The 20052-nt window shown below is 58.2% G+C and carries 16 protein-coding genes; 9 read left to right on the top strand and 7 right to left on the bottom strand.

The genetic code is table 11. The annotated features are described in order from the left end of the window. Positions 1–120 precede the first annotated feature (120 nt). The gene (locus GM154_RS04120) at positions 121–1524 is read right to left on the bottom strand and encodes an FAD-binding oxidoreductase (protein WP_074822148.1); all 1404 of its coding nucleotides are present in this window, start codon (positions 1522–1524) and stop codon (positions 121–123) included. A gap of 138 nt (positions 1525–1662) precedes the next feature. Here GM154_RS04120 and GM154_RS04115 point away from each other — a divergent pair, with 138 nt between their 5' ends. Then, positions 1663–2289 carry a LysE family translocator gene (locus tag GM154_RS04115; RefSeq protein WP_074822146.1) on the top strand — a complete coding sequence of 209 codons (627 nt, stop codon included), beginning with the start codon at positions 1663–1665 and terminating at the stop codon, positions 2287–2289. Positions 2290–2335: 46 nt separating this feature from the next. Here the strand turns inward: GM154_RS04115 and adhP are convergent, their stop codons facing one another. After that, on the bottom strand, positions 2336–3367 hold the full coding sequence (adhP, locus tag GM154_RS04110; RefSeq protein WP_010795729.1) for an alcohol dehydrogenase AdhP: 1032 nt from the start codon (positions 3365–3367) through the stop codon (positions 2336–2338). Between the two features lie 206 nt (positions 3368–3573). Continuing rightward, positions 3574–5094 (bottom strand): aldehyde dehydrogenase family protein, encoded by a 1521-nt coding sequence (locus tag GM154_RS04105; RefSeq protein ID WP_074822141.1) that lies wholly within the window; start codon positions 5092–5094, stop codon positions 3574–3576. Between the two features lie 309 nt (positions 5095–5403). Between GM154_RS04105 and GM154_RS04100 the strand changes: the two genes are divergently transcribed. The 5 genes from GM154_RS04100 (at position 5404) to GM154_RS04080 (ending at position 14550) form a co-directional block, all read left to right on the top strand. After that, positions 5404–7284, top strand: a complete 1881-nt coding sequence (locus GM154_RS04100) for a sigma-54-dependent Fis family transcriptional regulator (protein WP_219651082.1) — start codon at positions 5404–5406, stop codon at positions 7282–7284. A 215-nt stretch (positions 7285–7499) separates the two neighbouring features. Next, positions 7500–9206, top strand: coding sequence for a penicillin-binding protein 2 (locus GM154_RS04095; RefSeq protein WP_219651081.1), 1707 nt, complete (start codon positions 7500–7502; stop codon positions 9204–9206). 456 nt (positions 9207–9662) lie between these two features. Continuing rightward, complete coding sequence (locus tag GM154_RS04090; RefSeq protein WP_219651080.1) at positions 9663–11552, top strand: pyruvate kinase; 1890 nt, start codon at positions 9663–9665, stop codon at positions 11550–11552. Positions 11553–11784: 232 nt separating this feature from the next. Beyond that, the gene (locus tag GM154_RS04085) at positions 11785–13830 is read left to right on the top strand and encodes a M13 family metallopeptidase (RefSeq protein WP_258019709.1); all 2046 of its coding nucleotides are present in this window, start codon (positions 11785–11787) and stop codon (positions 13828–13830) included. A gap of 66 nt (positions 13831–13896) precedes the next feature. Beyond that, on the top strand, positions 13897–14550 hold the full coding sequence (locus GM154_RS04080) for an HAD family phosphatase (protein WP_219651079.1): 654 nt from the start codon (positions 13897–13899) through the stop codon (positions 14548–14550). Here GM154_RS04080 and GM154_RS04075 read toward each other — a convergent pair whose 3' ends face one another. Beyond that, entirely contained in the window at positions 14551–14733 is a 183-nt protein-coding gene (locus GM154_RS04075; protein WP_010795736.1) for a hypothetical protein, read from the bottom strand. Positions 14734–14855: 122 nt separating this feature from the next. On the opposite strand from GM154_RS04075, the gene GM154_RS04070 reads away from it, so the two are divergent. Together GM154_RS04070 and GM154_RS04065 are read left to right on the top strand one after the other, a co-directional pair. Continuing rightward, positions 14856–15338, top strand: a complete 483-nt coding sequence (locus GM154_RS04070; protein WP_219651078.1) for an N-acetyltransferase — start codon at positions 14856–14858, stop codon at positions 15336–15338. A 325-nt stretch (positions 15339–15663) separates the two neighbouring features. Continuing rightward, a complete protein-coding gene (locus tag GM154_RS04065; RefSeq protein WP_219651077.1) occupies positions 15664–16479 on the top strand; it encodes a DUF1206 domain-containing protein in 816 nt (271 codons plus the stop codon). Between the two features lie 39 nt (positions 16480–16518). On the opposite strand, the gene GM154_RS04060 is transcribed toward GM154_RS04065, so the two are convergent. The 3 genes from GM154_RS04060 to GM154_RS04050 all read right to left on the bottom strand — a co-directional run bounded on the left by GM154_RS04060 (position 16519) and on the right by GM154_RS04050 (position 19187). Beyond that, complete coding sequence (locus GM154_RS04060) at positions 16519–17052, bottom strand: 2,4'-dihydroxyacetophenone dioxygenase family protein (protein WP_010795739.1); 534 nt, start codon at positions 17050–17052, stop codon at positions 16519–16521. Positions 17053–17142: 90 nt separating this feature from the next. Beyond that, positions 17143–18168 carry a UV DNA damage repair endonuclease UvsE gene (uvsE, locus tag GM154_RS04055; RefSeq protein ID WP_219651076.1) on the bottom strand — a complete coding sequence of 342 codons (1026 nt, stop codon included), beginning with the start codon at positions 18166–18168 and terminating at the stop codon, positions 17143–17145. Between the two features lie 125 nt (positions 18169–18293). Next, positions 18294–19187, bottom strand: a complete 894-nt coding sequence (locus tag GM154_RS04050; protein ID WP_074822125.1) for a LysR substrate-binding domain-containing protein — start codon at positions 19185–19187, stop codon at positions 18294–18296. A 142-nt stretch (positions 19188–19329) separates the two neighbouring features. On the opposite strand from GM154_RS04050, the gene GM154_RS04045 reads away from it, so the two are divergent. Next, the gene (locus tag GM154_RS04045; protein WP_010795742.1) at positions 19330–19914 is read left to right on the top strand and encodes an NAD(P)H-dependent oxidoreductase; all 585 of its coding nucleotides are present in this window, start codon (positions 19330–19332) and stop codon (positions 19912–19914) included. Positions 19915–20052 lie beyond the last annotated feature (138 nt).

Here is a 20052-nt window from a genome sequence, read left to right as displayed (position 1 = left end):
CCTGTTCTGTCCCAGGAAGTACACCCTGCGCCTTTCCTGGGGTATACAAAAATCCGATCTATAAAAAGGTATGTAAAGCTGGCCCGCTGTTATTTCCAGGCGGGCCTGCTTGCCGAGGCGTCAGACATCGGCGTCCGGGAGCACCTTGCCCGGGTTGAGAATTCCCTGAGGGTCCAGCGCCATTTTAAGGGTGCGCATGGTGTTCACTGCGGCGCCATGCTCAAGCGTCATGAACTTGATCTTGCCCGACCCTACGCCATGCTCGCCCGTGGCGGTCCCGTCCAGGGCGATGGCGCGGCGCACCAGCCGTTCATTGAGCGCTTCGGCCTCCGCCAGTTCAGCCTCACTGGACGGATCGACCACCAGCCCCAGGTGAAAATTACCGTCCCCCACATGTCCAACCATCGCGATAAAGAACGAGGCGGCCAGCACGTCTTTTTCAGTTTCCGTAATACAGGGCGTCAGCTGCGAGATAGGCACGCACACGTCGGTACTCCATACCCGCCCATTCGGCCGCATGGCCTGCATGGCGTAGTGCACATTATGACGGGCCTTCCAAAGCGCGTTACGCGCGTCGGCATCGGCCGCAGCGACAAAGTTCAGCGCCCCGTTACCCTCGGTGATCGATTGGGTCAGCTCTACTTGTTCGGCAACGCCTGCCGGTGAGCCGTGAAATTCGAAGAACAAGGTGGGCCGCTCATCCAGCGTCATCTTTGAATAGCGGTTCACAGCCATGATAGTCCGCGCATCCAGCAGCTCGACCCGGGCGACAGGAATACCGTACTGGATGATCGTTACCACCGAGGTCACAGCGCTCTCTACATCGGGAAAGGTACATACCGCAGCGGACGTGGTTTCCGGAATGCCATAGAGCCTTAAGGTCACTTCGGTGATGATCCCCAGCGTACCTTCCGAGCCCACAAACAGCCGCGTCAGGTCATAACCCGCCGAGGACTTGCGGGCACGGTTGGCCGTCTTGATGATCTGGCCATCGGCCAACACCACGGTCAGCGACAGGACATTCTCCCGCATGGTCCCGTAGCGTACGGCATTGGTCCCGGAGGCACGTGTTGCCGCCATGCCGCCCAGGGTGCTTTCTCCGCCCGGATCGATGGGAAAGAAGAGTCCCGTGGCCCGCAGTTCGGTATTGAGCTGCTGGCGCGTCACTCCGGCTTCAACCGTGGCATCCAGATCGCCCGGGCGAACCGCCAGGATGCGCTGCATGCGACTAAGGTCTATACAGATGCCACCCTTGAGCGCACAGACATGCCCTTCCAGCGAGGTGCCGCCCCCAAAGGGAACGATGGGTACGCCGTAGTGGGCGCAGACCTTGACGATGCGGGAGACTTCTTCGGTGCTATGTGCATAGCAGACGGCATCAGGCATCCGGGTCGCATGGTAGGACTCGCCATGACCATGCTGCTCACGCTCCGCGAGACTGGTTACGATCCGCTCACCGAGAAATGCCTGAATCTCCTCAATAACAGCAGATAATGGAGAGAGAAAGGGTTGTTGCGCATTCATGGGCCTTTCACCTTGTTCTTGTTGTATATAGCGAGTGCTCTAAGCTTAGCCCTTTCCTGCTGGCTTATTATTCAATCCATTGAACGTTTTCCGATGATATATAGATAGCCTAGAAACAATGTCTTGAACGGAGTCGTCATGCCTGAACTTTCACACCTGCTCGCCTTTGCGGCTATCACCCTGGGCATGGCGCTGACGCCCGGACCAAACATGGTCTATCTGATTTCCCGCTCCATCTGCCAGGGCCGAACGGCTGGCATGATTTCCCTTGGCGGCGTGGCCCTGGGCTTTGCGTTCTACATGGTCTGTGCAGCCCTTGGAATCACTGCTCTGCTGATGGCGGTGCCCTTCGCCTACGATGCGCTGCGGATAGGCGGTGCGCTGTATCTGCTATATCTGGCCTGGCAGGCCGTGAAACCCGGCGGACGGTCTCCGTTTCAGGTCAGGGATCTACCCAAGGACAGTCCACGCAAACTCTTCACCATGGGCTTTGTGACCAACCTGCTTAATCCCAAGATTGCCGTGATCTACCTGTCCCTGCTGCCGCAGTTCATCTCGCCTGAGCTAGGAAGCGTATTGACCCAGTCCCTCGTTCTAGGCGCAACCCAGATTTTGATCAGCGTAACCGTGAACGGATTGATCGCCTTTACGGCAGGCTCGATAGCGGCCTTCCTGACGGGTCGGCCGCTATGGCTGGTGGTCCAGCGCTGGCTGATGGGTACGGTGTTGGCGGGGCTGGCCGTCAAGATGGCAGCGGAACGTTAAGCCGTTATCCGCCCGACTGCACACGGCGGGCGGATAATCGGTCCGATCATGAAAGGCTCATATCGATCACGATACGTCCTTCGATCTTACCTTCGTGCATCCGGGAAAAGATATCGTTGATGTTTTCGAGGGGTTCGGCTGCAACCGTCGCCTTGACCTTGCCCTCACCGGCAAACTCCAGGGCTTCCTGCAAATCCAGCCGCGTCCCGACAATGGAGCCGCGAACGGTCGTGCCGTTGAGGACCATGTCGAAGATCGATAGCGGAAACTCTCCCGGCGGAAGCCCGTTCAGGGCAATGGTGCCACCACGACGGGTCATGCCGATAGCCTGCTCGAATGCCTTGGGCGAGACAGCCGTGACCAGGGCACCGTGGGCGCCGCCGATTTCCTTTTTCAGATAGCCCGCCGGGTCCAGCTCACGGCAGTTGACCGTAACCTCAGCCCCCAGCCGGCGCGCCAGTTCCAGCTTCTTATCGTCCACATCGACTGCGGCCACGTTCATGCCCATGGCCTTGGCATACTGCACGGCCATGTGTCCAAGGCCACCAATTCCGGAGATCACTACCCACTGCCCGGGCTTGGTTTCGGTCATCTTGAGTCCCTTGTAAACGGTCACCCCGGCACACAACACCGGCGCAATCTCCACAAAGCCCACATTATCCGGCAGCCGTCCCACGTAGCCGGCATCAGCCAGGGCATATTCGGCAAAGCCGCCATTGACCGAGTAGCCCGTGTTCTTCTGATCCTCGCACAGTGTTTCCCAACCCCCGAGGCAGTGTTCGCAATGACCACAGGCGGAGTACAACCATGGGATACCGACCCGATCCCCCTCCTTCACATGGGTGACGCCAGCACCCACCCCGACCACATACCCAACCCCTTCATGCCCCGGGATGAAGGGCGGATTGGGTTTGACCGGCCAATCGCCTTCGGCGGCATGCAGGTCGGTATGGCACACCCCGGAGGCTTCGATCTTCACCAGGACCTGTCCTGCGCCTGGGGTAGGGACATCCACCTCCTCGATTTCCAGCGGTTTACCAAACTCACGAACGACGGCAGCTTTCATTGTTTTAGGCATGACGTGATCCCTCATGGATACATGACGTATGGAGTAGTGCTGGCAAATACAGGTCAATCGTTCCGGCGCTCCATACTGCAAGCCTGGAGCAAACAAGGCACAGAAATGATGACCTGGCTCAAGGAAGGCTCAGGTTGAGCCTTCACAGGAGTAGATACGCCGCAGTCCCAGGGGCCGATGAGGATTCACCGGCCCCCATGACGGGCCTAGAAGAAGCCCAGCGGATTCGTGTCGTAGCTGATCAGCAGGTTCTTGGTCTGCTGATAATGATCCAGAATCATCTTGTGGGTCTCGCGACCGATGCCGGACTTCTTGTAGCCACCGAATGCCGCATGGGCAGGATAGAGGTGATAGCAGTTGGTCCACACACGCCCGGCCTTGATGCCGCGACCCATGCGATACGCGCGATTGATATCCCGCGTCCAGACCCCCGCGCCCAGGCCAAACTCGGTATCGTTGGCAATGGCAAGCGCTTCGGCCTCGTCCTTGAACGTGGTCACGCCGATGACCGGCCCGAAGATCTCTTCCTGGAATACCCGCATCTTGTTATGGCCCTTGAGCAGGGTCGGCTGGATGTAATACCCATTGGCCAGGTCGCCCTGCAGGGTTTCTACAGCGCCGCCAGTCAAAAATTCGGCCCCTTCGCCACGCGCGATTTCCAGGTACGAGACTATCTTTTCGAACTGCTGCTGAGAGGCCTGGGCGCCGACCATGGTGTCGGTGTCCAACGGATCCCCACGTTTGATCTGCGCAACCTTTTTCATGACTTCCGCCATGAACGGCTCGTAGATAGATTCCTGCACCAGAGCCCTGGATGGGCAAGTGCACACCTCTCCCTGGTTGAAGAAGCCAAGCACCAGCCCTTCGGCCGCCTTTTCAATAAAGCTTTGCTCGGCCCCCATAATGTCGTCGAAATAGATGTTGGGTGACTTGCCCCCCAACTCGACCGTACTTGGAATGATATTGGCCGCTGCGCACTTGAGGATGTGCGAGCCCACCGGCGTCGAGCCGGTAAAGGCAATCTTGGCGATGCGTGTGCTGGTCGCCAGGGCTTCCCCCGCCTCCTTGCCGTAGCCCTGCACAATATTGATCACACCGGGTGGCAGCAGGTCGCCAATCATCTCAACGAAGAGCGTAATGGAGAGCGGCGTCTGCTCGGCCGGTTTGAGCACCACACAGTTACCTGCAGCCAGCGCGGGCGCCAGCTTCCAGGCAGCCATCAGAAGCGGGAAGTTCCAGGGAATGATCTGCCCGACCACGCCGAGCGGCTCATGGAAGTGATACGCCGCCGTATGCTGGTCGATTTCGGCCGCCGTCCCCTCCTGAGCCCGGATACAACCTGCAAAGTAGCGGAAATGATCGGCAGCCAGCGGCACGTCGGCATTAAGGGTTTCACGCACGGCCTTGCCGTTGTCCCAGGTTTCGGCAATGGCCAGTTTTTCCAGATTCTGCTCGATGCGGTCGGCAATCTTGAGCAGGGTCAACGAGCGCGCCTGTACTGACGTCTTGCCCCAGGCATCTGCCGCCGCATGGGCAGCATCCAACGCTTTTTCGATATCTTCAGCAGAGGAACGGGGAAACTCGCCAATGACAGAGCCATTGACCGGCGAGGTATTGGTGAAATATTGGCCCTTGACCGGCGGTACGAATTCGCCGCCGATGTAATTGCCGTAACGGGATTGCAGGGTGATCAGAGCACCTTGGCTGCCAGGGGCTGCGTAACGCATGGTGGTTCTCCCGATGTTGTGTTTGTTATGAGGACCGGTAATACCTGAGAAATAGCAAGGCCTGGGCCAACTGTGGCAAATGTGCGCCGCAGGCGGCTTCGGCTGTCCGGCACGAACCGGCAGGTGTCACATTGTGTGTCAGCGCCAGGACAGCAGGCGTGACAGGCTGTACCACTTCTGACACAGTCGATGATCTGCATTGCATTTAACCTGCGCCTGATCAAGCATAGGCGCTATTACGCACTTCGCTGAATCGGAGGGTTCCTGTGAATCAAGGACCCGGAATTCACCTTGCGGAGCACAATAAGAATGACTGCCACACCCATGAGTCGTCACACGCGTCAGGTGCTTGCCGTTGGTCATGGTCTGGGCCAGGCCGACACCGATCCTGCCATTGCCCGTTCGTGGCGTCGCTGTCTTGAACAGCACCGCCTGGATCCGTCCACTGCCACCTCGCCCAGCGTACTCGAGCACCCTCGTATCCTTGAGCAGCGCGAGCGCTCACAACGGGTGCTGGAAATCGCCCATGGCGAGATGAATCGCCTGCATCAGCAGCTCGCGGGTGCCGGTCATGCCGTCCTGCTTACCGATGCCAGCGGCCTTATTCTCGATTGCATCACCCACGAGGCCGAACGAGACACCTTTCAGCGGGCAGGCCTGTGGTTGGGAGCAGACTGGAGCGAATCCTGCGAGGGCACCAATGGCATCGGCACCTGCGCGGTCGAACGGCATGCACTGACGATTCATCAGGATGAGCACTTCCGCAATCGCCACACCATCCTGACATGCTCCGCCAGCCCGGTATTCGACCCTGCCGGAGACCTTTTGGCCGTGCTGGATGTGTCCTCGGCGCGGCGCACCGTTTCCCGGCAGAGCCAGTTTCACACCATGGCGCTGGTCAACCTGTCGGCCAAGCTCATCGAAAGCTGCTATTTCCTGCGTCAATGCGAGGACAGTTATCTGCTGCGCTTCCATACCCAGCCGGACTACGTCGGGCTGCTGAGTGAAGGCTTGCTGGCGTTTGATGAGTCTGGCCGAATCAGCGCCATCAACGAAAGCGCGCTGAACCTGCTAGGCACGACGCGACCGGCCCTTCTGAGGCAACCCGTAGAGACGCTCATCGAGCTTCCCCTTGCTTCGTTACTTGATCGTGCACAACCGCATCCTACACATTGCTGGCCGCTGTACAGCACTGAAGGAACACGCTTCTATGGACAGCTGCGAGCGCCGCACAAGCTTGTTCATTCCGTGCCTGTCCGTACCCCGCCGCGTCCAGCACTGTGCCTCGAAGATCCTGCCCTTGCACGGGAGTTCGAGCGCGCCCGCAAGGTCATGGAGCGCGATGTTCCGGTGCTGCTTACCGGTGAGACAGGAACTGGCAAGGAGGCCTTCGCCAAGGCCCTGCATCTGGCCGGTTCGCGCGCCAGCAAGCCTTTTATTGCTCTTAACTGCGCGGCGATCCCGGAATCACTTATAGAAAGCGAGCTGTTCGGCTACGCCGGTGGCACGTTTACCGGTGCGCGCAAGGAAGGCATGCGTGGCAAGCTACTCGAAGCCCACGGCGGCACCCTGTTTCTCGACGAAATTGGCGATATGCCCCTGATGTTGCAGACCCGCCTGCTGCGCGTACTGGAGGAACGGCAGGTCGTTCCGCTGGGCGGACAACCGCAGACGATTGACATCCGCATCATTAGCGCCACCCACCGCGATCTCAGGATACGGGTAGGCGACGGCAGCTTTCGGGAGGATTTGTACTACCGGCTCAACGGTCTGGTGGTGAGCCTGCCGCCGGTACGTGAGCGGCTCGACAAGGCCGCGCTGCTCAATCACTTGCTGCTTGAAGAGGCGCAGGGCCAGAGCCTGCACCTGGACGCCGAGGCTCGCCAGGCCCTGCTTGGGTACCAATGGCCAGGCAATGTTCGTCAGTTGCGCAATGTCCTGCGAACCCTGGTGGCCTTGTGCGAGGACGGGGTGATTCGCAGGGGTGATCTGCCGCAGGAGATTTCCAGCCCGACGAGCCTGTCCGCCCTGACGCTGGATGCGCCTCTGGAAGATGCCGAAAAGACCGCCCTGCTCCAGATACTGGAGCAGGAACATTGGCAGATGACACGCACGGCCGAACGCCTTGGCATAAGCCGAAACACGCTTTACCGGAAGCTGCACAAGCACGGCATTACACCCAGACGCTAGCGATCCCGCCTGTGAGAGCCGCTCAAGACCGGTGGTTTGGCGGAATGACCATTGGTCGTGTCGCGCCTTCGAGATCGAAAGATGCCTACGTCTATGCGAAACCCATCGCCAACTACAGGCACCTTTACGGTACTATCCGCGCTTTCTCGCCTCATCGGGCCAGCAGGCCTGACGATGGCCTGCCCAGGCATTGAACACGTCAAGTTGCCAAGACCATGAATGGATTTTCAAACCGCTACCGTTTTCATGCGGTGTTATTTTTTTTGTTCCTGCTTACTCTGGCCGTCGCGTCCAGGCTGGTCTATCTCCGAGTTCATGACAGTGAGTTCCTGATCGATCAGGGCGAACGACGCAGCGTTCGTCATATCCCCATCCCCGTTACCCGCGGCCTGATTACCGACCGCAATGGCTCCCCCCTGGCCGTCTCAACCGAAGTGTCGACGATCTGGTGCAACCCTTCGGAAATGAAGGAGAGCATGGACCGGGTGCCTGCGCTGGCAGCGGCACTGCATCGTCCCGCCAGCGAGCTTGTGTCCTACATCAGCGCCCGTTCGGAAAAGCATTTCCTTTACCTGGCCCGTGGCCTGTCCCCCATCGAAGGCGAGGACATCATGGCGCTCGATATCAAGGGCGTGCACCAGCTCAAGGAGTACAAGCGCTATTACCCCACCTCTGACCTGACAGCCCAATTGATTGGTCTGGTGAACCTGGATGGTGAAGGCCAGGAGGGCGTGGAGCTGGGCTACAACGAGTGGCTCAGCGGGAAAGCAGGCGTTCGCGAGGTGCTGATCAACCCGCGCGGCTCCATCGTCAAGAACATCAAGGTCGACAAACAGCCCAAGCCCAGCCAGGACATTGCCCTGTCCATTGACTTGCGTCTGCAGTTCGAGGCCTATCGCGCCCTGCAGGAGGCCGTAACCAAGTTTGGTGCCCTGTCCGGCTCGGCCGTACTGGTCAACCCCAAGAATGGTCAGATCCTGGCCATGGCGAACTTTCCGTCTTATAACCCGAACAACCGGGCATCCATCAACCCGACTTTCATGCGTAACCGCGCGTTAACCGATGTGTTCGAACCCGGCTCGGTTATCAAGCCGTTCAGCATGTCAGCAGCGCTGGCCACGGGAAAATTCAACGAAAATACCCAGGTGAGTGTGGCGCCGGGCTGGTTTGTCATCGACGGCCACACGATTCGCGACGTAGCACGTCGAGACATCCTGACCATGACCGGCGTGCTGATCAACTCGTCGAACATCGGCATGAGCAAGGTTGCCTTGGAAGTCGGTCCCAAACCTATCCTTGAACAGCTGGCCCGGGTCGGCTTTGGCTCGCCCCTGTCTCTGGGTTTCCCGGGTGAAAACGCAGGTTATCTGCCCAACCATGTGAAATGGTCCAGAATCGCCACAGCCAGCATGTCCTATGGCTATAGTCTGGCCGTCAATACCGCCGAGCTGGCCCAGGCCTATACGGTCTTTGCCAATGACGGAAAGCTTGCCCCACTCTCGCTGCTGCGCGATAACCCACAACAACTGGTACCTGCGATGGACCCACAGGTGGCGCATCGGATTCGCATGATGCTCAAGGAGGTAGTGGAAGATCCCAGCGGCGTCGTGCGCGCTCGAGTGCCGGGTTATCAGGTGGCAGGAAAAAGTGGTACTGCCCGTCGCTCCGGGGGCGGCGGCTACAAGGAGCATGCCTATCGTTCGATGTTCGTAGGCATGGCGCCCGCCAGCGATCCCAAGCTGGTACTGGCCGTGATGATGGACTCCCCGACCAAGATCGGCTACTACGGCGGTCTGGTTTCGGCACCGGTGTTCAGCCAAATCATGTCAGGTGCGCTACGCGCGCTGGCCATTCCGCCCGACAACCTGCCGCCTACCAATACCGCCCAGAGCGAAACACCAGCCCCTCACTCCCATACGTGAGTGAGGACTTGCCGGAGAGGATTTCGAGGAGATCCTTTTTCCGGCCCAACGAAAAAACCCCGCCTAGGCGGGTTTTTTGTTGACCGCTCGATATCCTTATCGAGTGCCATCCTGGCGGGTCTTTCATCCTTGAGGCTCATGAGCGCGTCCTGCGCTGCATTCCATGGGTAAGAAGATTACGCCACCGCCGCCTTCTTCCCTAGCGTCAATCACAGTCACTTCCTGTAAGCCTTTGCCTACATAGATAGCTTTCTGAGCAGATATGCCATTACCGTAATCTCATGAAACAAAGCGTCCGCTATCCTGCAGAACACCCACAGCCTGGTTCTTTCTAAACCTTCGCCTGTCCCCATAAGGGCACCCCTACATACCAACGTCACATACCTGTGCTTAGCTCGGCCGACGCGACGTAATGACGCCTGTTGTCATCCGGACTTTGACTGTTGAGGTTATCACTTGAACACCAGGACACTTCCCCCAGGCTCACTGATACCGGCCGATATCGAAGCGGCCCTGTCCGAACTGATCGCGCTGCGTGAGGAGATGATCACGGCGGCCTGTGACGCACCCATCCTGGCGGAGCATGTGCACCAGAGCTATACCGAGAGCGCACATAACCTGCTTAACTATCTGGCGCTACGCCGTCATGACATCCGGCCGCTACAGGCACGCCTGGCACGGCTGGGACTGTCGTCGCTGGGTCGTTCGGAAGCCTACATCCTGGCTGCAATCACCACCCTTATCGAAATCCTGCAAAAGCTCTCCGGCAGCAAGAACGCGCGCCCTCCTTATGAGCCGCTGGGCATGGACCGGGGCGAGCAGCTGCTGCATGAGCACACCGAGGCTCTGTTTGGCGCAACGCCTGTAGGGCGTGGAGTCCGAATCATGGTGACCATGCCCAGCGAGGCCGCACAAGACTACTCGCTTGTGCATGATCTGCTGGCGGCCGGCATGGACAGCATGCGCATCAACTGTGCTCATGACGACGCCAAGACTTGGAAACAGATGATTGAACATGCACGCCGAGCGGAAAAGGCCCTTGGCAAGCCTTGCCGCGTCATGATGGACCTTGCGGGTCCCAAGCTGCGCACCGGGCAAGTCAACGCAGGCCCGGCCGTGATACGCGTCAAGCCGACCCGCGATGATTTCGGTCGAGCAGTCAAGCCAGCCCGCCTCTGGCTGACCGCCAGAGAAAACCCTCAAGCTCCACCGACCCAGGCAGATGCCAGCCTGCCGGTGGCAGCGGACTGGTTATCGAATCTCCAGCCACATACACAGATAATCCTTCACGATGCCCGCGGCTCGAAGCGGCAGATCGAGATCGTTGATATCTCCCGCGAAGGGTGCTGGGGCGAACTCTACAAGACCGCCTACCTGACGCCGAACACAGCCCTCTCGATCAAGGACAGGAAAGGCCGGAAACGCGAGACACGCATTGCGCCCTTCCCGGCTCAAGAGCAGGCCATCAAGCTGGTGGAGGGCGATGTGCTGATTCTGACCAAGGATCAACATACCGGGCATCCGGCAACCTACGACAGTTTCGGAGAAGTCCTGACCCCAGCGTCCATCGGCTGCACGCTGCCGGAAATCTTCGAGGATGTACGGGCTGGCGAGCCAGTCTGGTTCGACGATGGCAAGATTGGTGGAATTATTGATTCGGTGCAGAGCGAGACGCTGCGTATCCGTATCACCCACGCGCCTGGGGGTGCCAAGCTCAAGAGCGACAAAGGCATCAACTTTCCGGACAGCCATCTGCGTCTCGATGCGCTCACGCCCCATGACATCGAAGCCCTGGCGTTCGCAGCCGAGCATGCCGACGTGGTCGAGTTCTCTTTCGTTAACACGGCCGATGACGTCAGGACCCTGCTCCATCACATCGATCGACTGAACGCCCATGAGCTGGGCGTCGTGCTCAAGATCGAGACACGTCGAGGCTTCGAGAACCTGCCGGCGCTGCTCTTTGCAGGCATGAATCTTCCGCGTTTCGGCGTCATGATCGCGCGGGGCGATCTGGCGGTAGAAAGCGGCTTCGAACGACTGGCTGAGCTTCAGGAAGAAATACTTTGCCTGTGCGAAGCGGCCCATGTGCCGGTGATCTGGGCGACCCAGGTACTGGAAACCCTGGCCAAGAAAGGCGCGCCGTCGCGGGCCGAGATTACGGATGCCGCCATGGGCGTACGGGCCGAATGCGTGATGCTGAACAAGGGTCCGCACATTCTGAAGGCCGTCCATACTCTGCACGATCTGCTGGCACGCATGCAGGCGCATCACTCCAAGAAGCGGGATCTCCTGCGAAAACTTCAGGTAGCGCAGCAACCTACCCTGGCGGCCAGCTGCCCGGAGTGACACCTTACCGTGCCGATAGCGGGCACCATTTTGCAGCCAGGGGCTCTACAAAAGGATGTTCCATAGCCCAAAACAGTGCCAGAGCCGCGTGCCTCTGGTACGTTCACCGCAGACATAACGGGTGTGATACGCCCTCGGCAGTGCCTGGCCCCGCCCTTGCAAAGCCGTTGGCCTCGCCATAAGCGAGCCCGTTATAGTCACGTGCGTGACCGCTAATCCCAATGGAGATCCCATGAGACATATCTTTGCCGGCGCCGTTTGTGTACTGGCGTTGAGCGCCTGCGGTAAATCGGAATTTGTCCAGCCCCAAACCCCTGCCAACACGCTGCAGTCCGGCATCAAGAAGGAGAACTTCGATCCCGGCGTCCGGCCTCAGGATGATTTTTTCAACGCCATCAACGGTCAATGGTTGAAAAACACCCCTATCCCGGCCGACAAGACCAGCTACGGCGCCTTCCATGCCATTGCCGATACCACCGAGAAACAGCTGCACGCCATCATCGAGGCGCTGGCCGCCAAGCCCGACAAGGCTACTGGCAGCGACGAGCAGAAAATCGGCGACCTATATGCCTCCTTCATGAATGAAGCCGCCATCGAGGCGCAGGGACTCAAACCCTTGCAGGGTGCGTTCGATGCTATCGACTCCATTCATGATCGTCGCTCGCTGCTCATCACAATGGTCCGCCTCCAGCAGCTGGGTATCGATGTTCCGCTCGAACCCTATGTCACCCAGGATGCTAAGGACTCCAAGCGATACGTAGCCGAGATTGCCCAGTCCGGTCTCAGCCTGCCCGACCGGGATTACTACCTGATCGATGACACGTCATTCGCCGAGATCCGCTCCGGCTTCGTTTCGCACGTGCAGCGCATGTTGGACCTGGCCAACCTCCCTGACCCTGCCGGTAGTGCCCGCAAAGTGGCTGCACTGGAAAAGCAGATCGCCTTGGCCCAGTGGGACAAAGTCGACAACCGCGACCCCATCAAGACCTACAATGCCTATGAGCCCACCCAACTGCGTACGCTGACCCGTGCCATCGACTGGCCGTCGTACCTGAAGGAGACCGGCTTTGTCGGTCAGCATCCGATCATTGTCGAGCAGCCCAGCTACATCACGGGGCTTGGCAAGCTCTTGACATCCACACCGCTCTCCACCTGGAAAACCTATCTCAAGTGGCACGTCCTGCATGCCTATGCCCAGGCACTACCGCACGCCTATGCCCAGGAGGATTTCGCATTCTTCCAGCAGACCCTGAACGGCGCCAAGGAGCAGCGTCCACGATGGAAGCGTGGCGTAAGTGCGGTTGAAGGCAGCCTGGGTGAAGCTCTGGGCAAGGAATATGTCGCGCGTCATTTTCCGCCGGAAAACAAGGCCCGCATGGAGGCGCTGGTTCGCAACCTCATCGCCGCCTATGGGCAGGCTATGGATAAGCTGGACTGGATGAGCGAAGACACCCGCCAGGCAGCCAAGGCCAAGCTGGCGAAGTTCACCTACAAGATCGGGTACCCCAACCAGTGGCGTGACTACTCATCCTTGCACATCGCCCCGGATGACCTGATCGGCAACCTGCAGCGGGCCCAGACATTCGAGTATCAGCGCAACCTTGCCAAACTCGGCAAGCCGGTCGATCCGGATGAGTGGGGCATGACGCCACAAACAGTCAACGCCTATTACAACCCGCTGCGTAACGAGATCGTCTTCCCGGCCGCCATCCTGCAACCGCCCTTCTTCAACATGCAGGCAGAAGATGCTGTCAATTACGGTGGTATCGGTGCAGTCATCGGCCACGAAATCAGTCATGGTTTCGATGATCAGGGCTCGCAGTTCGATGGCGACGGCAATCTGCGGGAATGGTGGACCAAGACGGACCGCGAGCGCTTCGCAAAGCGTGCGACAGCGCTGGCTGAACAGTACTCGGCCTATGAGCCGGTACCGGGCTATCACATCAATGGCCGCTTTACCTTGGGTGAAAATATTGCCGACCTGGGTGGCGTAACGATCTCCTACTCGGCGTATCACCTGTCATTGAATGGCAAACCTGCCCCTGTCATTGACGGCATGACGGCCGAACAGCGCTTCTTTACCGGATGGGCGCAGGTCTGGTGCACCAAGTACACACAACAGAACCTGCTCAATCGTCTGAAAACCGACCCGCACTCACCGGCGCAATACCGCACCAATGGGGTGCTGAGCAACGTGCCTGGTTTCTACGAGGCCTATGACGTCAAGCCAGACGACCAGATGTACCTGCCCCCGGATAAACGTATCAAGATCTGGTAAGCCACCTCCCTCTCGGTGAGCCTGAGTCCTTTCAGGCTCATCCTTGAAGCCATTCAGGACATGCTGATGCTCAATACACTGATATTCGATCTCGACGGGACTCTGACTGATACCGATCCGGTTCATTACCAGGCCTGGAAGCAACTCCTGGCCCGCGAGGGACGCAACTTGAATGAAGAGGACTTCAGGCGTCACATCTCGGGTCGCGCCAACGACGCAGTTTGCAAAGACCTCTATCCAGACAAGACGCCCGATGAGCACACGGTGATTGCAAACGAAAAGGAAGCCTTGCTGCGTGAGTTAGCCAATACACTCGAGCCCACCGCTGGCCTTGAAACGTTGTTGAGCTACGCGGACCAACAGGGATGGAAACGCGCGATCGTGACCAATGCCCCGCGTGCCAATGTCCACCACATGCTCAAGGCGCTTGGACTGGAAAACCGCTTTCCCCTGGTCGTGCTGGGTGAAGAGCTGGAACGTTCGAAGCCGGATCCCCTTCCCTATACCACTGCGTTGAATACGCTGGAGATCCAGCCCCGGCAGGCGCTGGTTTTCGAGGACTCTATTCCCGGCCTGACGGCAGCCAAGGCTGCCGGAATCGTTACGGTCGGTATTACCTCAACACTGACAGCCGATGAACTGCTGGCAGCCGGCGCCGATCTGGCAATAGCAGACTTCAACGACCCCAGGCTCTGGGAAATGCTGAAACGAACCGCCTGATCAGGCGACGGTATGCAACTCGGCCAAGGTACTCATTTGCACTTGTGCCTCCTGACGCGTCGTGAACGGACCACTGATGCGCTCGCCATTGCGTACCAGATACCAGCAGACCATAAACCCGGCCTCCCGAAGCGCAGCAGGTACGGCACTGCCTACTACTGACATGATTTGAACAATGGGCATAAGGACCTCTATCTACTCTTAAGCCAGGCTTCACAGTACGCTGTGATTGATACCTTGAGAAATCGACAGGATTGATAGTGGTCATTAACGGTTCAAAGGTCCGACGAAATGATGGCCCTCTTTTGATTGAAGCCATTACCGCCCTTGACGATACCCAGCGCCAGGCGCTGCTCAGCCTTGAATTACACCCTGAGCAGATAGCCTTTTCAGGCACGCCTGAGGCTGCACTGGTGAGTCTTGAGGGGCAGTCACCTCGGCATGTACAAGGGTTCGCCCTATTGGAAGCAGGCCTGCCGGCAGGTCTGTTTCTACTCAAGCGGCCTCCCCTGTCTCCCCAGTGGGTCAGCGCCGATGCCTGCTCGCTCCATGCCTTGCAAATCGCGGCTCGCGCACAGGGCCGAGGGCTGGGCAAAGCCTGCCTGCGGGCGCTTCCCGAGCTGGTCTGCAGGCAGTGGCCCGATATCCGGCATATTCAACTGGCAGTAGACGCCCACAATGTATCGGCGCTGGGGCTCTATTTAACCGAAGGATGGATCGATGAGGGCAGGACGTACAAAGGACGCGTCGGTCTGGAACGTCGACTGACCCGGAAAATAGACCGCTAAACAGCGGTGAAACGGAAAAACCCCGCCGTAGCGGGGTTTCGTTGACCATGCTCGACATCCTGTCAAGCTGCCATCCTGGCGGTCATATCGGATCCTTGATCTACCATGAGCGCTTCCGTGCGCTGCTCCGATGTAAATAGATTACGCCTCTCCCTTCGCTTCCCCTAGAGCCAACCGCTGAGAGTCCTTGTAAGCTTTTTCCTACAAATACTGGCCAGTCGCCTTTCGTCCGTTTGGCTTGCTACCCCAGCCGTGAATGCGAACCGCCGCCTCAGTCGCCGGGTCTTTTCCTGTATCCCTCCTAACTACAGGAAACCTAATCAGCATGACTCCCAACCGAGGCCTTACCTGGCTGGCCCGTGGTGGCTACGCTGCCCGAGGCGTGGTGTACCTCATTATCGGTGGCTTCGCGTTACTGGCAGCCATAGGCTCAGGACAACCCGTCGACAGTCATCAGAGCCTGCAAACCGTATTGGCGCAACCGTCCGGCAGTACCCTGCTCTGGATTGTGGTGATCGGGCTTGCAGCCTTTGCAGCCTGGCGTGCCGTACAGGCTCTACGAGATTCGGATCATCACGGCACGGATCTCAAAGGATTAACGATCCGTACAGGACTCCTCGCCAGTGGCGTGACATATGTCCTCCTGGCGCTCTTCGCCCTGGGCCTTCTGATCAGCGGTTTCAAAACTTCTGGTGAGGGCGGAGGCTCTGGAGGTGGTGGTCAGGCACAGGACTTTCTTTCACACCTGCTCAGCTGGGACCACTCCAATATAGTGATACGGCTGATAGCCCTGATTCCGCTGGGTGTAGGCATTGCCCATATCATTAAGGGGTGGAAGGCCTCCTTCGAACGGTATTTCGAGGCGGATGAAGGTGTCATGCGCATGGTACGCCCCGTCTCCCGATTCGGACTGATTGCACGGGGGGTGGCCTTTATCGAGATTGCCGTACTGCTGGCTGTCAGTGGCTCACGCTACGATGCAATGCACCCACCGGGAATCAAGGAGGCTCTCAAAGGGCTTCAGAACTTGCCTTTCGGCCATATCATTCTGCTGGTGGTTGCGCTGGGGTTGATCGCCTTTGCGGTCTACAGCTTTGCTGAAGCGGTATGGCGTCGTATCAATATGAACGTCCCGGTATGACGTAGCGCCCTGCAAGGCAGGATCGCAGGGCGCTTTTACCTAGCGGAACAAGGTATCGACGTAATCTGCGCCGATACCGACGCGCTCGAAATGCTCCCGGCAGAGCTTGATATAGTCGTGTACATCGAAATAGCCCGCGGCGTTGCCGTCCTGATCCAGCCAGATCAGAGGGCCCTTGACGATAAAGAAGACCCGCATCGGCTCATCATAATCATAAGCCACCAGCGTATGCCCCTCGCCAGGCGTTTCGTAAACGAAGTCGCCGGCTCTGGCCGTCCAGCCATGCTCCAGGTAGCCCCACTTTCCAGAGATGGTATAGGCAAAAACCTCATGGGGATGGTAATGACGGTTCACCAGGCCCGCCTGTTTGGCCATGAGGACATCGCACCACTTGTTCTCGGAGGGCGAGATCCATAACGGGCGACTCGAGACGGTATCGGTAAACGGCACGTAATAGCGCTCGTCTTCTGTCGGCGCGTCCTCGATGTAGACCTCAGGCCTGGCATCGGGCTTCAAGCTGTTGGGAATCGGCTGGAGTTCTTTCCAGAATTCACGACGGGCGAGTTCAGGCATGGCAGTGCTCCTCTTATTATTGTTTTAGTGACTATAGCCAGCTTACGGGGCTTTGCAGGCCAGAAACCGGAGAGTGTCCAGGTTTGAGACCTAGGCAGCTTTTTGAACCATGTATTGTTCGTAGAAATCGATCACGGCGAGGTTTTTGTGCTTGGCTTCGAACATGATGTCGAACTCGTCCAGAAATGACTTGGCGTATTCGTTACACCAGCGGTTCCACATCCGGTCACTGTGACCATACAGGTCACGCTTGTTGACCTTAGTCAGCAGCTGTTCCATTTCAATCTTCTCGTCAGCCGAGATGCCCAGCTCCATCAACATTTCCTGGGACTGTGAGTAGTGCATGGCCGGACGTACGCCCCGCCAGCTTTCGACGATGCGCTTTACCCGTGGGTCATGACGGTCGATGTAGCGACCTTCGTGAATCCAGCAGTGGTGGATATCCAGAACGACCGGAGCGTGGTCGGCTAGCTCAAGGCAGGCGTCGACACCGTATTTCTTTTCTTCGTTCTCAAAGGTAATGCAGTTGCGGGCCACGTCTGACAGGCGCGGCCAGATATGCAGGATGCCTTCGACGCCCAGCTTGCCCGCAATGTGGATATTGCATTTGAAATCCTGAAACTGCCGTCCATAGCCCATCATGCGGATCATATCGGCGTGGTATTCAAATTCGCGGATGCTGTTTTCCACCGTATCCGGGTTATCCGAGGCCAGCACGCAATACTGCCCCGGGTGCATGGAGAGGCGAATGTCATGGGTACGCGCATAGTCACCGATACCTTGGAACTGTTCGGAGATGAAATCCCGGATAGCCGTGGAGTCGTAGAAATAGGCATAACTGGGATGGCTGTAGAACGGCAGGATATCGCTGCTCATGCGCATCATGTGCAGGTGAGCCGGCAAGGAATTGACATACTGCAACAGACGCATCTGGGCCTGAAGATTGTGCTCGATCACATAGAGCAGCTTCTCTTCGGCCGCCTCGGTTGTCTGGCTGGACAGCCAACGTAGCGTGGTGGTCTTGCCATTGTAGAGCCGCTCGATGGCTTCGATCTCTTTTGCAGGCAGGCTTCTGTCGGGATGGCGGTAATTGCAGGCAAAGCCGATCCGGTACATGGCAAACTCCTTCGAGGCACGGACAGGCGTTGCTCATAGGCATCACCTGTTCTGGATAACATTTTATTAGGAGGCTGTATTCGGGCCGAAGTGCCTGAACAGCAATCGCTACCGGTCGACAGACGCTACAAGCGCTCGCGCAAATGCTCTGCAATAAAGTCCAGAAACAGCGTGATCCGCAGTGAGAGTTGGGTATTGCGGTAGTAAACCGCATTGATGATCTGAAAGGAGTCCTGCACCTGATCCCTCATGATCGGAACAAGCAGACCCTGCTCGCGAGCCGACCGTGTCATGTAGTCTGCCAGGCACACAATTCCTTGTCCGGCCAGTGCCAATGCCTGAATCGTCATCCCGCTTGAGGCGGATATATCGGGCGAAACCGCCAGCGTAGCACCTCGCTCGTTTGGTAGCGGCCACTGATTGAGGTGATCAAGCTGGCTGAAACCGATCAAGGTATGTTTATGCAGGTCAGCGACAGCAAGCGGTGTCCCATGCCTATTCAGGTAGCCCGGGCTGGCCAGCAGGCCGAGCCTGCTCTGCCCCAACGGTCGCGCGTGCAGAGTAGAGTCACGCAATTCGCCGATCCGGATGGCAACATCCGTGCGCTGTTCCAGCAGGTCGATGAAGCGGTCATTCGTGTCCAGCTCCAGCGTAATGCCGGGATACTGTTCACGGAACAGACCCACCAACGGGACGACAACGTGATACATGAAGGACGGTGCCGCATTTACCCGCAAACGGCCTGCCGGCCGTTGCCGCCGGATCGCCAGTTGCTCCTCGGCCTCATCGACCGAGGCCAGTATGGCACGGACCTGGGTCAGGAAATGCCGTCCCTCATCGGTAAGCTCCAGACGCCGGGTCGTGCGACGTAACAGAGTGGTGTCAAGCTTTTGCTCGAGGCGGCTAAGAGCGCGACTCACGCCCGAAACGGTTTGTCCCAACTGGTCGGCCGCTGCGGTTATGGAACCCGTTTCGACAACGGTCTTGAATACCAGATGTTCTTCCAGCGTGGTTTTCATGCCTGCCTTCGTCCGCCATTCTTGATTTCAAATCAATTATCTTTTCCAGTTTATCTACTTTAACGACAAGCATGTGCGGAGGACACTGTACCGCTTTCTGGCGCACCCCTTTTGCGCCCTACCCGTTTAAGTGGGAGCTTTCATGAATATCTTGTTGATCAATGGCGGCAAATCGTTCGCCCATTCCGCAGGGCGTTATAACGAAACCCTGCACACTCTGGCTGTAGGCCATCTGAGCGAGCTGGGTCATACCGTCAAGGAAACCGTGATCGAGTCGGGTTACGATGTTGAGGCTGAAGTCCAGAAGTACCTATGGGCTGATGCCATCATTTATCAGATGCCGGGGTGGTGGATGGGCGCCCCCTGGACCGTCAAGAAGTATCTGGACGAGGTCCTGACCGCCGGCCACGGCTCTCTATATGCCAACGACGGTCGTACCCGTAGCGATCCTACCAAGCAGTACGGCACCGGTGGCCTGCTGCAGGGCCGTCGCTACATGCTGTCCCTGACCTGGAACGCACCGCGTGAAGCGTTCGACGAGCCGGGCAACTTCTTCGAGGGCAAAGGTGTGGACGGTGTGTACTTCCCCTTCCACAAGTCGCAGCAGTTTGTAGGCCTTGAGGCCCTGCCGACCTATCTGGCGAATGATGTCATCAAGGCGCCGGACATCGAGCGTCATCAGGCCGAATACAAGGCGCACCTGACGCGCGTATTCGGTCAGCAGTAATCAGCCTGCGTCAGCATGAAGCCCGGTTTAGACCGGGCTTTTTCATGGCCGCCTAAACGTCATCGCACAACCCAATTGTCATGTTCTCGCCACAGAACTGAAAAGCTGGCTACGTACGCTCCTCGACCTTTGTACCGC

It is taken from the genome of Pseudomonas sp. MAG002Y (genome assembly GCF_019400845.1).
Taxonomy (GTDB): Bacteria; Pseudomonadota; Gammaproteobacteria; order Pseudomonadales; family Pseudomonadaceae; genus Chryseomonas; species Chryseomonas luteola.
This window is presented reverse-complemented; position numbering and strand designations above follow the sequence as displayed.

Excerpts from the sequence above, each read along its gene's own strand:
- GM154_RS04120 (WP_074822148.1), bottom strand. The coding sequence starts at position 1,524 with ATGAATGCGCAACAACCCTTTCTCTCTCCATTATCTGCTGTTATTGAG.
- GM154_RS04115 (WP_074822146.1), top strand. The coding sequence starts at position 1,663 with ATGCCTGAACTTTCACACCTGCTCGCCTTTGCGGCTATCACCCTGGGC.
- adhP (WP_010795729.1), bottom strand. The coding sequence starts at position 3,367 with ATGCCTAAAACAATGAAAGCTGCCGTCGTTCGTGAGTTTGGTAAACCG.
- GM154_RS04105 (WP_074822141.1), bottom strand. The coding sequence starts at position 5,094 with ATGCGTTACGCAGCCCCTGGCAGCCAAGGTGCTCTGATCACCCTGCAA.
- GM154_RS04100 (WP_219651082.1), top strand. The coding sequence starts at position 5,404 with ATGACTGCCACACCCATGAGTCGTCACACGCGTCAGGTGCTTGCCGTT.
- GM154_RS04095 (WP_219651081.1), top strand. The coding sequence starts at position 7,500 with ATGAATGGATTTTCAAACCGCTACCGTTTTCATGCGGTGTTATTTTTT.
- GM154_RS04085 (WP_258019709.1), top strand. The coding sequence starts at position 11,785 with ATGAGACATATCTTTGCCGGCGCCGTTTGTGTACTGGCGTTGAGCGCC.
- GM154_RS04080 (WP_219651079.1), top strand. The coding sequence starts at position 13,897 with ATGCTCAATACACTGATATTCGATCTCGACGGGACTCTGACTGATACC.
- GM154_RS04075 (WP_010795736.1), bottom strand. The coding sequence starts at position 14,733 with ATGCCCATTGTTCAAATCATGTCAGTAGTAGGCAGTGCCGTACCTGCT.
- GM154_RS04065 (WP_219651077.1), top strand. The coding sequence starts at position 15,664 with ATGACTCCCAACCGAGGCCTTACCTGGCTGGCCCGTGGTGGCTACGCT.
- GM154_RS04060 (WP_010795739.1), bottom strand. The coding sequence starts at position 17,052 with ATGCCTGAACTCGCCCGTCGTGAATTCTGGAAAGAACTCCAGCCGATT.
- uvsE (WP_219651076.1), bottom strand. The coding sequence starts at position 18,168 with ATGTACCGGATCGGCTTTGCCTGCAATTACCGCCATCCCGACAGAAGC.
- GM154_RS04050 (WP_074822125.1), bottom strand. The coding sequence starts at position 19,187 with ATGAAAACCACGCTGGAAGAACATCTGGTATTCAAGACCGTTGTCGAA.
- GM154_RS04045 (WP_010795742.1), top strand. The coding sequence starts at position 19,330 with ATGAATATCTTGTTGATCAATGGCGGCAAATCGTTCGCCCATTCCGCA.